Source organism: Candidatus Chryseobacterium colombiense (genome assembly GCA_029203185.1).
GTDB lineage: Bacteria > Bacteroidota > Bacteroidia > Flavobacteriales > Weeksellaceae > Chryseobacterium > Chryseobacterium colombiense.
In genome coordinates this window covers 3,546,551-3,561,997 of sequence record CP119310.1, presented here as the reverse complement: position 1 = coordinate 3,561,997, position 15,447 = coordinate 3,546,551, and the positions used below count along the sequence as shown (strand labels likewise).

General features: G+C 35.7%; 9 protein-coding genes. 4 read left to right on the top strand and 5 right to left on the bottom strand.

Annotated features, from left to right (window positions below; genetic code table 11):
* Positions 1-91: 91 nt before the first annotated feature.
* From sprA to P0Y62_16125, 5 genes are all read right to left on the bottom strand, one after another.
* The gene (gene sprA / locus P0Y62_16145) at positions 92-7,078 is read right to left on the bottom strand and encodes a cell surface protein SprA (protein ID WEK71822.1); all 6,987 of its coding nucleotides are present in this window, start codon (positions 7,076-7,078) and stop codon (positions 92-94) included.
* A 63-nt stretch (positions 7,079-7,141) separates the two neighbouring features.
* Complete coding sequence (gene ruvA / locus P0Y62_16140; protein ID WEK69366.1) at positions 7,142-7,726, bottom strand: Holliday junction branch migration protein RuvA; 585 nt, start codon at positions 7,724-7,726, stop codon at positions 7,142-7,144.
* A gap of 177 nt (positions 7,727-7,903) precedes the next feature.
* Positions 7,904-10,198 (bottom strand): NADP-dependent malic enzyme, encoded by a 2,295-nt coding sequence (locus tag P0Y62_16135; GenBank protein WEK69365.1) that lies wholly within the window; start codon positions 10,196-10,198, stop codon positions 7,904-7,906.
* Positions 10,199-10,215: 17 nt separating this feature from the next.
* Complete coding sequence (locus P0Y62_16130; GenBank protein ID WEK69364.1) at positions 10,216-11,067, bottom strand: ATPase; 852 nt, start codon at positions 11,065-11,067, stop codon at positions 10,216-10,218.
* Positions 11,068-11,151: 84 nt separating this feature from the next.
* Complete coding sequence (locus tag P0Y62_16125) at positions 11,152-11,415, bottom strand: hypothetical protein (GenBank protein WEK69363.1); 264 nt, start codon at positions 11,413-11,415, stop codon at positions 11,152-11,154.
* A 230-nt stretch (positions 11,416-11,645) separates the two neighbouring features.
* Here P0Y62_16125 and P0Y62_16120 point away from each other — a divergent pair, with 230 nt between their 5' ends.
* The 4 genes from P0Y62_16120 to P0Y62_16105 all read left to right on the top strand — a co-directional run bounded on the left by P0Y62_16120 (position 11,646) and on the right by P0Y62_16105 (position 15,378).
* Positions 11,646-12,104, top strand: coding sequence for a GtrA family protein (locus P0Y62_16120; protein ID WEK69362.1), 459 nt, complete (start codon positions 11,646-11,648; stop codon positions 12,102-12,104).
* 3 nt (positions 12,105-12,107) lie between these two features.
* Entirely contained in the window at positions 12,108-12,833 is a 726-nt protein-coding gene (locus P0Y62_16115) for a lysophospholipid acyltransferase family protein (GenBank protein WEK69361.1), read from the top strand.
* Between the two features lie 48 nt (positions 12,834-12,881).
* Positions 12,882-14,327, top strand: a complete 1,446-nt coding sequence (locus tag P0Y62_16110; protein WEK69360.1) for a sugar MFS transporter — start codon at positions 12,882-12,884, stop codon at positions 14,325-14,327.
* A 91-nt stretch (positions 14,328-14,418) separates the two neighbouring features.
* Positions 14,419-15,378 carry a DUF3810 domain-containing protein gene (locus P0Y62_16105; GenBank protein ID WEK69359.1) on the top strand — a complete coding sequence of 320 codons (960 nt, stop codon included), beginning with the start codon at positions 14,419-14,421 and terminating at the stop codon, positions 15,376-15,378.
* The last annotated feature ends 69 nt before the right edge of the window (positions 15,379-15,447 follow it).

Below are 15,447 nucleotides of genomic sequence, written 5' to 3'. Positions count from 1 at the left end.
CACTTAAGATCCAAGGAAGTGAATGGTATTTAAATAAAAACTCCCTGACTAACGAGTAGAAAGGGAGCAATTATAGTTTTTTGAATATTTTTTAGAATCCACCGGAATCACCAAATGTAAATGTAGCAGAAATACCTGCTCTGATCGTTGATAATGGGAACGCTGTGGATATTTTATATTTTGATGTCAATTGTTCATAGAACAGTCTTAAATTCAGATTTTGGGAAACATTATAATCTGCAGAAAGTTTGATATTCATTACTTTTTGACCTCCTGTAACCTGAGAGTCATTTAGCAAAATATTCATGATGCTTGTCTGTCCATCTCTCAATGAAATATCTCCTCTAATATTAAGATCGCTTCCTTTAGATCTGCTTCCTCTTGAATTGTCCATTCCCAATCTAAAGTTTCGAATAATATATCCTAACCTTACCACATATTCTGTATTGGCTTCTTCAGTAAGGGTATGGTTTACCAATCCTAAAAGCAGCATTCTGTTCTTATTGTACTGCAGTCCAAACTGCATATTATTTCTCATGGTAACATCTATCCCGATAAGTGGGGAGAAAGATTCTAGGTATGTTGCCTGAGAGAAAGTATAAGGATTGATATAATCTCCGTTTACATCTTTATTATTACCTGAAGTTCCAATATTATAATAATCGATACTAGACTGAATACCCGTTGCTGTATAGGTAGCACTATAAGCATGTGAGATATCAAACTTAGAAAACTGCCCGTTAATAATAGGAATATTTTTCAGTCCTGAATAGGTAATTCTCCAGTTAGGTATCGGCAATCCTGCTTTTTTAGCATTTCCTATTGCTTTCGGAGATTTCCCTTCAACGGCAGCCCTAAATGCTGGAATTAATACATAGGCATTTGCTATACTGTGTCCATCTGTAAAGCCATCAGCATTTAACGGTCCTCCCATTTGCTGGGAAATAGCAATCGCGTTTGCCCTGATTGACTGATAAATTGCCGCTCCGTCCTTGAATGATGTATTCAGAGCTACAACGGTATTGGAATAGGTCACAAAATCGTTTGCAAAAGCAAAATCATGATTGGCATAGGCTAAATTCTGAGGATCATTATACCCCGACTGTGAAAAGTTTCTGTTGAAAGTATGAAGAACATTGAAGTCTACTCTAAAATCACTTACAGGAACAAATTGAAGATCTCCCCTTAATTCTTTTGTTGTCATCTGAATATAAGGATCCGTCATCAACGAAGAACTACTCACCCAACCATTTTCTACAGCCACTCTTCTGATATCCGATTGCGATCCTAATAAGAATCCTGCAGTAGGTCCTCCCAAAGTCTGTCCGTACCCGTACCAGTTCGGAGCAGAAAGAAGTCCAGGAATTACAGTTCCATTAGTTTCTGTATAATTAAAGTTCAGCTGCTTGAATGAAGTCATAAAATTGGCTATCCCCTGTAAAGGCGTTAATTTATTTTTAAATTTATAGCCTTTGTATTTATATCTGTTTTTCTCCCATGCCAATGTGTAAACATTATTCAATGAATCGATCTCTCTTCTTCTTTTTTGTTGCTTGGCAGAGATTTTCTGGAAGTATTTAAACTGGCTAAAGAATTTCGGAATGTCCGCACTCGCCTTAGCTGTTATCACGTTTGTATTCTGACCAATAGAACCTAAACTTCCTTCCGGACTTGCAAGTAAAGCTGTAGATCTTGCATTCCAGTTATAAGTAAATCCATATCCCAATTCCGCTTCAACAAAATCCAGATATGGGAAATATTTGAATGGCAATTGATAGCTTAACTGTACTTTATGATTGTATAAAACAGGTCTTCCGGCTCTGAATACATTTCCAAAAATGGAGTTGTTATTCATTGTATTTACATCGATATTATCATTCAATGTTCTGGTAAGCGAGTTCACCTGAAGTTTCAATGATTTTGTAAGTCCAAACTCCAATCCATACTGCCATCCAAAATAGAAGTTTCTGTTTTTAATAACATCAAAGTTACTTCCGAAGTTTCCTGAAAGAATAGATTCGATATCTCTAAATTCAAGCTCATTATAATTTCTGTCAATCTCTGTTCTGAAAGATAGTTTTGTCGGGATTGGATTAAAATTAAATTCTTTCGCCCATCTCAGGTATTTTGTTGATTTCGCAGTATCGCTGATCATTTTATTAAAAGGTCTGATCACCCAAGGCTTGAATGCATAATTATAATCTATATATCCTCTGAAGTATTGTCTGTAATTCTTCTTCGTATAAATATCCCTGTAATAATCATCATTATAAACTGCAGTCATGGAAACGTTTTCTACATCATAGAACTTCGGTTTCTTAGTCTGGTTTACTCTTTCTTTATGCATATTTACAACACCAATGCTTCTTTGTTGTGTATATGTTCTGGCTACTTTTTTAAGCTCAGCTTTATTTGCAGCTTTATTAAATTCAACATCGGTATCCAAAGGATTATATTTTGGATCTTCAATCGTTTGGGAATATGAATAATTCAATGGAATTTTCATTCCGCTTTTCTCAGGTAATAGTTTATCAACATTAATTGCAGTATTGATACTGAAAGCAGATTGTGAAGACTGGCTTCTTTCAGCCGGTTTTGAATCTATATTTCCAAAACCTACAGAGCTGTAAGAGGCACTTGTATTTACCGTTGCGAAATCTCCAAGGTTGAAGTTTAAACTTGCATTTCCGGCATATCCGCCATCATTTTCAATTTCAGAAAGACGGATTTCATTCACCCAGAATACCCTTCCTTTACTATTAATATCACCTCGCGGCATGTTTCTTACCCCAATCATTATCGTGGTAATATTTCCAAGAGAAGGTCTACCCTTGATGTAGATATCTTTATTATCATGACTAAATTGTACGTCTCTAGTTCTTGCGGTTATATTATTCGGAAACTGCTTATCCCTTCTGATTTTTGCATCTACAAAATCCTGAATTGCAAAATCCACATCGTTTTCCACCGGCCAGATTTCTAAAGGAGCTGTTGCCGTACTTGCTGTATATTTTACTGAAGCCTCATATTCATAATAGTTATCTGTAGCATCGCTTCCGAAACGGATAAAGAATTTCAAATTTTCATCAACATTTGATGAAATAGGATTGTCCAGGTTTTCGGCGTGAAGGAAAAGTTTTAGTTTTTTATATCTTCTCATATCAAGACTTGTATTCTTGAATACACCCCTTGCTTCCTGACTCATATTCTTTACCTTCATGTATAATGAAGCTTCATTCTGTCTCTGAGCACCTGCATTTCCACTTAAAACCTGTCTGTTGATTCCCGGAGGAAGTACATATGGAGGTTGATTTAATCCGTTTTCTTCAATATTAACGCTACCTACCTCAAAATTGTCATTCATTGTAGTAATTCCAGCTGTACCTTCTGTAGTAGCATCTACGGTTTCACTGGCAATTTTGTTCGGATATCTTCTCCAGTCGGAACGAACTAAATCCATCGTACCAAATCTTAGGGTAGATGTATTATCAAATCCTGTTAACAATAATCTCGCGAATCTCACATTATTAAGAACAGATGGTGAATGATCTCCTTCCGTCGCCACATATTGTGAAACCGGAATTCTGAATAAATACCATTTCACATCAGACGACTGTCCATTCTGGAAATTGGCTTTTACAGTTTTTACATCTACGATATTGTTTTGTCCTAAAGTAAGACTTGCCTGATCTAAGTTGACTTCATACTGGTTGTAATTTTCACTCTGATCTAAATTGTAATCTTTGTTAATATCTTCCGCATCCGGAGTCTGTGAGGAAACTTCCAGAGAATTGCTTTTAGAGTTTCCTTCCGGACCTCTGAAATATTTGTAACGCTCAACGATTGAAGCCGCCTGAGTTCCTGTAAATTTATCTGACATGTAGAATAAGAAATCATCTACAGCAGGGTCAGCTAAATTAGTCACAGGATTTATAAATGTATTTCCAAATCTAGCTGCTTCCTGATCAGAAGTCAAACCATCATATCCCGCATCCTGAACAGTTCTGTCTGTACCTTCACTTGAAAATGCATATAAAACAGGAGGCTGTTTTGGCTGAATTCCCCAATTGGAACTGGTCGTAGTAGAAGTTGAAGCTGGTGTTGGAAGCCCATTTTCATACTGCATAAATCCATCTTTCAGAATATCTTCGGACACGTTTCCTAAATGTAATAATAGCTTAGGCGTATTCCCAGGATTACTCAACGGTTTTCCATCTGCATAAGGATCCATCAACCAAAATTCAACATATTCGATATTTGAATTGACAAAGTTGGATACACTGATAGGTCTCATGATTCCTCCCCATCTCTGTTGTGTCGTTTCTGAACCCGGATTTACGTTATAAGGACCTTTTTCCTGAGGATAATATGAAATATCAAAGGTATTTGTAAAGGTTTGTTCACCCGCTACAAAATCTCTGTTGTTATAGATTTCAGAAAGCTGTACCCTTCTAGAAGCGTGGTTGGAAACCGACTGAGCGGTTATTCCTGCAGGAGCCTTACCTCCCACTCCCCAGAATCTAGGATCGATACTGTACCAAGACAGCAATCCTCTTCCGTATCCACCTGTAATATCATTATTTGGCGGAACTATATTGAACGGAAGCTGTGTGTTTTTTTCCGGTTTTGATGACAAACTCCAGGCTGCAGGTTCTTTTAATGAAATTTTCGAAGTGGTCTGTTCAAAATCATCAATGTAAGATTGATTATCTGTTCCTTTATTAAGTCCTGGTAACAAATAGGCAGCTTCCATTTTGAAGTTCAGATTGGAAGGAGCCTCAGTATTTACCAGAGGAATTTTATCGGTTAATCTTGTCAGGAATGGCAATTGATTATTATACATCAAATTCACTCCTGCCATTGTATTGTTTACGGCTTCCTGTCCATAATTTACCTTTTGGGTAAGCGGTGATTCGGAATAATTAACAAGAGTACCTCCTACAATGAAATTTTCACTGAATCTTCTTTCTAAATTTACCCCTAAAAATCTTTTTCTCTGTGTATTGAATGTTAATTGATTTTCTAAAGAAATATTGATAGCCTGACCAGATTGTTTTACCTGTTCGTTGATGATGGTCACTGTTCCCAGCATATAATCAACGGTATAATCTACTCCCTCCGTTAACTGTACTCCATTTGCCGAAACCTTTACAGATCCTTGCGGAACATTTACTGCTCCCAATGAAATACCTTGCCCAGTAGTTCCTTTGTAACGACCTTCCATCGTGTATCTTTGCGACAAGTTACTGTATGTAGCTGCTTGCTTCTGCTTCTCATACAAATCACTAAATACATACTGAGGATTGTTGCTTCCTAAAAGGTTCTGGATATTACTTCCAAATGGCTGTACTTTGGTAAAGATAACCTTTCCGGTTTCCGGTCTTATGGTAATTCCGTTGACAAAGTCAAAAATACCATCTCCCGTTGTTCCCCCACTATTTGACTGGAGGTCACCATTGGTATTCAAACGGTCCCAGTTCATTAATTTTAACAAATTGGTATCCTGAACACTCGTATTTGGAAGATAATTAACTTTACCACCGGTTTGTGCATCTCTATAATAAACATTTAAGATAAACCCATCCTGGCTTACCTGTCCTGCATCCAAAGAATAAATATTCTTCATCATCAGATCCCACATGGGAGATGCTATATTTACCGTACTATTTGATTTCAAAAGCTTAGCTACCAATACAGGGCTTTCTTCTGAAAACTCTCCCACTTTATAAACCTGATTCGTTCCGTTTAGGGTATATGAATATGAAACAGCCAGCAACTGCTGGTCGTTTAGTTTTTGATTTAATGAAATGTATCCAAGCTGCGGTTGGAAAGTATACTCGTTGGCATTCAGCCTTCTTGCTTTTTTATTAAAAATAAATTGCTCTCCGTTGCTGTATGGCTGCGTACTTCCGGGGAATGTTCCGCCTTGTAAGATATCTCCGTAGTTCGTTCCGGGATCTCTGGTTCCCATCGCCGTGGAAATTGCACTGTACAGTCCATTCTGAGAGTTATCCGGTGTTCCTGCCGCCCCTTCTCCCAAATCTCGGATTCCGACTATACTTTTCTGATAGGCAAGATTGCTGTTCCCCTGATCCAATACCCAAACTTCTAATCTCGTGATATTGATTCTGGAATTAATCTGAGGGTAATTCAACAATGCATTATCATATCCGTTTAAGAAATAATGCCCTAAAAAGTAATGCTGATTTTCTTCATAATCTATCGCATTGATTTTAAAAGTATTCATTACCCCTCCTCCTTGCACGACAATATTTCTGGCCTCACCTTGCTGTTGCGATAATACTACAGTTCCGTAAGTTTTACCCAACTGAAATTCTGTTTTTACCCCGAAAAGTGATTCAGAGCCACGAATAAGACTGGTAGACAAAGGCATATTCACATTACCGAATTCTACTCTTTTTATTATTTTATCTTCACCACCTGCTCCGGGAGAATTCACATCTCCCAATCCTTTACTTTGCAGGTCTTTCCAGCTTCCTTTTGCCTGCCATACCAAATTCATTTTGTTTTCAAATGCAAAACCGCTTTGAGTATCATAATTGGCTTTCAACTGAAGGTTTTCACCTACTTTTCCTAAAAGCCCAAGCTGAATTCTCTGGTTAATATCAAAAGTAAAACTGGTTCTGTTTTGAGGCAGAATCAGTGGATTATCTATTTTTTGATACAAGCCTCCAAAATCGAAAGAGGCAAATCCAGATGGAATAATTTCTATTTTATTGCTTCCGAAAATAGTTTCAAAAAGTCTGTTTCTGATGGTTAAAGCAGGAATCAATCCTTTCCTTAATGCATCATTTTTATCTTTTCTGAAAAGCAGACTATAGCGATCCGATTTCTCTTTATAATAAGCTTTTGACTGTGTTGCGAGCATAAACTCTCTATACTCTTCAGGAGACATTGCCGTAGGAACTCCGGTTACAATATTTCCAATCTTGGGATATACGAGATACATCCCGGTTTTTATATCATAAAATGCTTCGTATTGGGTAGGATCAGGTAATTCGTAATCCTTTTTTATAGAAATTCCCGTCGCAGGGTTTTCTTGTCCGAATGTATTGATGGAAATACACAGAAAAGACAGGAACAAGAATATGTTGAAATATTTATGAGTCGTCACCAAATGTTAAATGTTTTTTAAAATTTGTTTTACCAATTCTTCTACCGAAATACTTGGATTTTGTTTAATTATTTTATCTGCAATCTTCTCACTCATTCGTTTAGGAATCCCTAAAACTTCTAATGCAGATAACGATTCTTCCTTGATTTTATTATTTACAAATGTAGAAATATTTTCTTCTGAAGTGTTGAATTTTTGGACTTTATCTTTCAAATCAACAATAATTCTTTCAGCCGTTTTAGCCCCTATTCCTTTAGCTTTTTGAATCAACGCGCTATTGCCTGAAAGTACCGCAGAAGCTATTTCATTAAGGCTAAAAGTAGAGAGTAAGATCAAAGCAGAAACTGCTCCAACGCCGTTAACGCTTATTAACAAATTAAACATTTCTTTTTCAGAACGAGTGTTAAAGCCGAAAAGCAAATGGGCATCTTCCCGGATAATCTGTTGTATAAATAAAAAAGTATTCTGATTCAGGAGAAGTTGTTGGGAAGTTAGTAAACTGATTCCCACATAATAACCCACACCCTGCACATTAATGACTGCATAAGTTGGGGTAAGCTCCTGAACAGTTCCTTGTAAAGAAAATATCATGATTAATTTTTAAAACTCCCAAATATAGCAAATTAAACTAAGTTATGTTTTCATTTCACGGACGAATGATTTTTAACTTATTCTTTTATCAAAAACCCAACAGAATCTTCAAATAAAAAAAGACTCCAAAAATCTGGAGTCTTTTTTATTCATTTTTGCTATAAAGCTATGTCAATATTATTTTTTATCCTTTTTCTCTCTTCTTTGAGCATCTAAAACGGCAACGGTAGCCAAATTTACAATTTCATCAACGCTTGAGCGCATCTGTAAAACGTGAACAGGCTGCTTTAGCCCCATTAAGATTGGCCCAATAACCTGCGCCACTTTCATTCCTCTGATGATTTTATAGGACAAATTCGCTGACTCCAGATTTGGGAAGATAAAAGTATTCGCAGGAGTCGTTTCCAGTTTTGAGAAAGGATAATCACTCAAATGGTCTGAATTCATCGCAAAATCCGGTTGAATCTCACCATCTACAATCATTTTAGGGTATTTCTCATGAAGAATGCTTACTGCTTTTGCCACTTTTTTAGAAGTATCGGAAATCGCCGCGAAATTTTCAAATCCCAACATTGCAATTCTCGGTTCAATCGCAAAAGATCTCACTGTAAACTCTGCCATTTTAGCAATATTTACCAAATCATCTGATGTCGGATTTTGATTGATCGAAGTATCTGCAAAGAAAATAGGTTTTTTCTCGGATAAAATCATCATCATTGCCGCTACTTTGTCTACTCCTTTATCTTTTTCAATAACTTCCAAAACAGGTCTTAATACTGAAGTATAATTCTTAGAGAAACCGATAATCAATCCGTCTGTATCTCCATGCTTCAACATCAATGGTCCAAAATAATCTCTCTGGCGAACGAATCTTTTGGCTTTGTACTCGTTCATTCCTTTTCTTTGACGAAGTTTCCAAAGTGTTTCTCTATATTTCTTTCTGTTTTCCTTCTGATCATCATCACTTGGATCAATAATCGGAACATTAAGATTAATTCCGTAACGCTCCATCTGCTCCTGAATGTACTTTTTGTTTCCTAAAAGGCTTGGAAACGCAATTCCCTCTTCATAGAGGATTTGAGCAGCTTTCAATACATTATATTCTTCAGCATTTCCTAAAGTGATTCTTTTCGGATCTGCTTTCGCACGGCTCTGCATCATTCTTACCAACTTTTCATCTCTTCCCATTCTATCCAGAAGGTGATGTTCATATTCTTCGAAATCGGTAATTGTTTTTCTTGCCACACCGCTATCAATTGCGGCTTTGGCTACTGCACTCGATACTTTTGTGATCAATCTGTTATCAAATGGCTTCGGAATAAAATATTCTCTTCCAAATTGTAAATTCTGAACATTATAAGCCAAAATTACAGCTTCAGGAACCGGTTCTTTAGCCAAATTAGCAATCGCATGAACAGCTGCCAATTTCATTTCTTCATTAATTCCTTTTGCCTGAACATCCAATGCTCCACGGAAAATGTAAGGGAAACCAAGAACATTATTAACCTGATTAGGATAATCGCTTCTACCGGTTGCCATAATCACATCCTTTCGGGTTTCCAGAGCTAAATCATAAGCAATTTCCGGATCCGGGTTTGCCAAAGCAAAAACAATAGGATTTTCGTTCATGCTTAAAAGCATTTCAGGCGTCATTACATTTCCTTTTGACAATCCTACAAAAACATCGGAACCTTTTACGGCATCCTCTAAGGTTTCAATATCTGTGTTAGCAATGAAATCTAATTTCTCAGGAGTAAGATTTTCTCTTTTATGATTAATAACTCCTTTACTGTCGCACATCAATACATTTTCCCTCTTCAATCCTAAAGATATGTACAGGTTGGTACAAGCAATTGCTGCCGCTCCTGCTCCATTCACCACCATTTTTACTTCCTCGATCTTTTTGTTGGCAATTTGCAAAGAATTGATCAATGCTGCCGCAGAAATAATTGCTGTTCCGTGCTGATCATCGTGCATTAAAGGGATATCCAGCTCTTCTTTCAGTCTTTGTTCAATATAAAAAGCTTCAGGAGCTTTAATATCTTCAAGATTGATCCCTCCAAAGGTAGGTGCAATCCCTTTTACAATATCAATAAATTTATCCGGATCTTTTTCATCGATTTCAATATCAAATACATTAATATCCGCAAAAATCTTGAATAAAAGACCTTTTCCTTCCATTACAGGCTTCGAAGCTTCTGCTCCAATATCACCTAATCCCAAAACAGCAGTACCGTTAGAAATAACAGCTACCAGATTTCCTTTTCCTGTATAATCATAAACTGTTTCCGGCTTTTCATGAATTTCCATACAAGGAACTGCAACTCCCGGTGAATAGGCCAATGACAAATCTCTCTGAGAGGAATGCGGTTTTGAAGGAATAACTTCTATTTTTCCTTTGGGTTCTGTTTTATGATAGTCTAACGCGGCCTGGTTAAAGTTCTTCTCGTCGCGGTTATTTTTACTTGACATAGAATTTTATTTTTTATTTAAAGTATATATTTAATGTGGTAATCTACCAAGCTCTCGATAGGCTTTTGTACGATTCTTCCCACATTTAAATGAAGTTCTGCAGCTGCAGAACGTAGAATATTTTCATAATAATAAGCTATAGAACCAATAAAGTTGATTTCAGCTTCTTTTGATTCTTCATAAGGAAGAACCTGATAATCGAAAAAACTCATCATTTCTTCGAAAATCATTTTCTGAAAGTAAGGATGATCCTTTCTTTCTACAACAAATTTATTGAAATTTGCCAAATAAGCATTGGGTCTTGGAGTATGATACATGTTTTTCAAGGTTTCATCTACAGTAAGATTATACGTTTTTTCAAACTCATATGACAGGTCATCAGGAAGTTTTTGCATGAAGAATCTGCGTACCAATTGTTTTCCAATAGCACTTCCACTTCCTTCGTCACCAACAAGATAACCTAGTGAAGGAAGTTTTATTTTTAAATTTTCTCCGTCGAAATAACAAGAATTGGAACCTGTTCCCAAAATACAAACAATGGTTGGCTTACCGTTATACGCAGCATAAGCAGCAGCAGTAAGATCTTCTTTAACGAAAATCTCCGCATTGGTAAAAACTCTCCCTACTTCCTCTTCTATTGTTATGCAGTTTTGTTCCACACCACAGCCCGAACCATAGAAAAATATCCTGGTGATTGAATTTTTAACCGATATTAAACTTGTATTTTTCTCAATTTCAGGTACAATAAGCTCTTTGCTGATAAAATTGGGGTTGAAACCAATGGTTTCGGTTTTTAAGAAAACATTTTTAAAGTCATCCAGAATTACCCAATCAGATTTAGTTGAACCACTATCAACAATAGCAACCATATATTACATTTTAGTTTAAGGATGCTAAATTATGAATTTATCTTTAAACCGTCTTATAAACACACAGGAAGCTTTTTAAAATTACTAATGTTTTATATCAGTTTTTTTCTCGTTGAATTGTATAAGCCAATCTTCTATTTCATCTTCTAAATAGGAAGTCTGTAAAATCATTGCATTGATAAAATCATCAGGAACGGGTTCCCCGTTAGAATTCTCAAGATTCCATAATTCATCAGACATATTTTCGTACTCCGTATACACTCTTTTAAATCTAGAGCTTTGTCTTTCGAGAGCTTCGATATTTTTCTGTTGAAGCTGGAATTTTCTGTATTTGTTTTGACTTTTCATACAAATATTATTATAGTTTTTGATAAAAAAATTGGTAAAATACGTTCAAACCCGTATTACAAGATAGAAAAACCGCCCAACACAAGCTGTTGAAAATGAATTTATTATCAGGTTACTTTTATGTCACTTTGAATAATAAATTTAAAAAGATTTTTGATTCAAAAAAAATATTTAACAACTTTTTTCACTGTTTAACATATAGTTATAAATTTGCAGTTCATATCAATTGAATGAGAGACTTACTACTACGTCAAAAACAAATTTTATTCTTCATCATAGCAGGAGGGCTTAGTGCTATTGTTGAGATTGGAAGTTTTAAAATTTTCAGTATTCAACTTCCAAAAGTGTTTCCTCAGGAAACTAATTTTTATAGCATCCATTATCCTTTAAGCAATATTCTATCTACAAGCTGCGGTATTATTACCAATTATTTTCTGAGTATCTGGTTCGTTTTTGAAAGAGGAAAGCATTCAAAAAAGAAAGAATTTGCCTATTTCATGGCCGTGTCTTTTATTTCAACTTTATTAAGTCTTAGTTTTTTCCAGTTTTTTTACAGTTTCATTTTTAAAGACAATATCAGTTTAGTTTTTTATACACTAAGTCCCGAAATAATTAGTAAAATCGCTGCAATTTTATTAGTTTCGGTACTTAATTATTCAATAAAGAAGAAAGTAATTTTTAACGGATAACCTGTGGGAAAGATTTTAAATTATAGCTGGAGATTTTGGCTTTTGCTTCTGGCATTTTTTCTAACGATAATTTTCGGAATACCCGTTTATATTTTATCTTTCAGTAAAAAGCATTATAAATACGCTTATAAATTTATTCGGTTCTGGAGCTACGGAATGTTCTACGGAATGGGACTGCGACACGAAATCACCAGGCTTTCTCATCAGCAGCTCGAAAAAGGAAAACAGTATGTTATTATTTCCAATCATACTTCTATTATGGATATTATGCTCACCTGCATTTTGTTCCCCCATCATCCCATCTGCTTTGTCGGAAAAAAAGAACTGGTAAAAATTCCTATTTTCGGAACCATTTATAAAAGAATCTGTGTGATGGTAGACCGAAGCAGTGCAAGAAGCCGCGCCGATGTTTACAGAAGATGTGCTGAAAAAATGGAGGAAGGCTGCAGCATCGTCATCTTTCCAGAAGGAGGAGTTCCTGATGACACCTCTATTATATTGGACGAATTTAAAGACGGAGCATTTACCTTGTCGTCCAAACACAATTCCCCTATTGTAATCCATACTTTCATTGGTTTAAAAGAGATTTTTCCATTTGATAATTCTAAAGGCTACCCAGGCAAAGTAAAAGTTTTTTACAATGGGATTTTAGCTCCTTCAAATTCTCCAAAAGATTTAAAATTGTCAGCTTTTGAGACAATAAAAAAAACTTTAGTTAAATACTCTTAATCAAAGAAATAATCTATATTTGTTATTGCGAATTTTTTATTAACAAATATGTCAAACTATTCTAAACAAACTAACTGGGGACAGTTCATCCCGTTAGTTACTGTATTTTTTTTCTGGGGTTTTGTTGCAGCCAGTAATGATATCCTAATCCCGGTTTTCAAAAAGGCATTTAATTTATCCCAAACCGAAAGTATGCTCGTTCAAATTTGTTTCTACGTTGCATATACAGTAGGTTCATTAATTTATATGTTTATTTCGAAAGGACTGAAACAAGACTTGATCAACAAGATCGGTTATAAAAACGGACTCATTACCGGATTATTGATTTCAGCTTTGGGAACTTTATTATTTTATCCGGCTGCCAATATGGGATCTTTCCCTTTAATGATCTCAGGATTATTTATTGTAGGTTTAGGATTTTCCTTACAACAGATTGTAGCCAACCCTCTTGCGATTGAAGTGGGACCTGTAGAAACAGGATCTCAAAGACTAACAATGGCAGGTGGAATCAACAATTTTGGAACAACCATCGGTCCTCTAATCGTTTCTTTTGCTATTTTTGGATCTGCAACTGCTGCCAATACTGAAGTAAGTGTAGAAAGTGTAAAAATTCCTTATCTCATCTTAGGAGTGGCATTTGTTTTAGTGGCTATCATGTTGAAGTTTTCTTCACTCCCAACCATAACGCCTACGAACACTGAGAACACGGATGATTCTACCCCTGGAGAACACAGAAAATCTGCACTTCAGTATCCACAGCTTATTATGGGAATGATTGCCATCTTTGTTTATGTAGGAGTTGAAGTATCTACAGCCAGTAATTTACCGGCTTATATGGAAAAAGATTTAGGGTTTCAAACTAAGGACGTTGCCCCTTATATTTCCCTTTACTGGGCTTCTATGATGATCGGACGTTGGACAGGGGCTGTTGACGCTTTCGATTTTAGTGCAGGATTTAAAAAGATTTTAAGATTCTTAGCTCCTTATTTGGCGTTCGGAGTATTCTTACTAGTGAATGCCATTGCAAAGCATGACCTTACTCCTTTTTATGTGTATGGTTTAATTATTATTGTAATGATTATCTGTGATGTAATGAGTAAAGGAAACCCGGCAAGAATGCTGCTTATTTTCTCTTCTGCAGGAATTGCAGCTCTTATTATAGGAATGCTTACAAAAGGAATGGTATCTGTGTATGCATTTACAAGTGTTGGCTTATTCTGTTCAACTTTGTGGCCTTGTATTTTTGCACTTGCCATCAATGGCCTTGGAAAGCATACCAACCAGGGGTCAGGTTTGTTGATCATGATGATTATGGGAGGAGGAATTGTAAGCCTTATTCAGGGATATATTGCAGATATCGCAACAATACATACGAGTTATATCGTAGGAGTTATTTGTTTTGCTTACTTAGCTTTCTACGCAATCCGTGTAAGTGGTATTTTAAAATCTCAGGGTATAGATCTTGATAAACTCACAAAAGGAAGTGGTCATTAATATTAACAATTTATATACGAAGAAAAGATTTTGGGCGGGTTTATTACTTGCCCAATTTCTTTTATTTTTTGTTTTCTCTAAATCGGTTTGGATGATTTCATTTTTTGAAAGTCTTTTTGAAATCCAGAAAAAAATACATCAGCTCTTTTTTTCGTGGATACCTTTTTCAACGGGAGATGTTTTGTATATAGTCTTGGGAATTTTTATTCTCTATTCTTTTATAAAACTTTTTAAAAAAAAAGATAGAAATAAGACGATCATTAGATTTCTTTTGATCATTAATATCCTTTATTTCTGTTACCAGATATTTTGGGGAATGTTATATTTTCAAACCCCAATTCTTCACAAGCTTTCAAGTCAAAAAGAGCCTGATATTATTAAAGCAAAAATACTGGCTTTAAAATACCTTGAAAAATGTAAGATGAGCAGAAAAATGGTACAAGAAGATAAGAACGGAGTCTTTATCATTTCCAATCTAAATGGTATCCAAACAGAAATCCTGTTAAGACAAAAGGCCATTCCTCAGTACATTTCTGATAAAAGAGTTTCTCTCGCCAATTCATTTAAACCTAGCTTATTCAAAAACGTAATGAGTTTTACGGGGATATTAGGGTATTACAATCCTTTCACGGCAGAAGCTCAATACAACTCACAACTTCCGGCCACTTTAATCCCTTTCACCTCTGCTCATGAAAGCTCTCATCAATTAGGCTTTGCCAGGGAACAGGAAGCCAATTTTATAGGCTATTTAATAGGTATTGAATCTACCAATCCGGAACTACGCTACAGCACCGAATACTTCACCTTAAAAAGCCTTTTAAGATGTATCGTAGAAGAAGACCCCGATTTTGTAAAATCAATACAAAAAAACTATTCAGAAGGTATGAAGAGAGACAGAGCATTTGAAAAGGCATTCATGCTGGAACATCAAAGCTGGTTGGACAATTTCTTCGGCTTTACCAATAACCTGTTTCTAAAAAGCAACCAGCAGGAAGGGTCTGTCACTTATTCTTATTTTATCGATCTACTATTGAATTACGAAAAAGAATAGATATAAAAAAAGAATCGTATCAGGCGATACGATTCTAAAAACACAAATGATGAAAAAAAATTTATTACC

What these genes read in the sequence shown, in the direction of transcription:
- P0Y62_16105 (WEK69359.1), top strand. Translation starts at nt 14,419, where the DNA reads ATGATTTCATTTTTTGAAAGTCTTTTTGAAATCCAGAAAAAAATACAT.
- P0Y62_16130 (WEK69364.1), bottom strand. Translation starts at nt 11,067, where the DNA reads ATGGTTGCTATTGTTGATAGTGGTTCAACTAAATCTGATTGGGTAATT.
- P0Y62_16135 (WEK69365.1), bottom strand. Translation starts at nt 10,198, where the DNA reads ATGTCAAGTAAAAATAACCGCGACGAGAAGAACTTTAACCAGGCCGCG.
- ruvA (WEK69366.1), bottom strand. Translation starts at nt 7,726, where the DNA reads ATGATATTTTCTTTACAAGGAACTGTTCAGGAGCTTACCCCAACTTAT.
- P0Y62_16125 (WEK69363.1), bottom strand. Translation starts at nt 11,415, where the DNA reads ATGAAAAGTCAAAACAAATACAGAAAATTCCAGCTTCAACAGAAAAAT.
- P0Y62_16110 (WEK69360.1), top strand. Translation starts at nt 12,882, where the DNA reads ATGTCAAACTATTCTAAACAAACTAACTGGGGACAGTTCATCCCGTTA.
- P0Y62_16120 (WEK69362.1), top strand. Translation starts at nt 11,646, where the DNA reads ATGAGAGACTTACTACTACGTCAAAAACAAATTTTATTCTTCATCATA.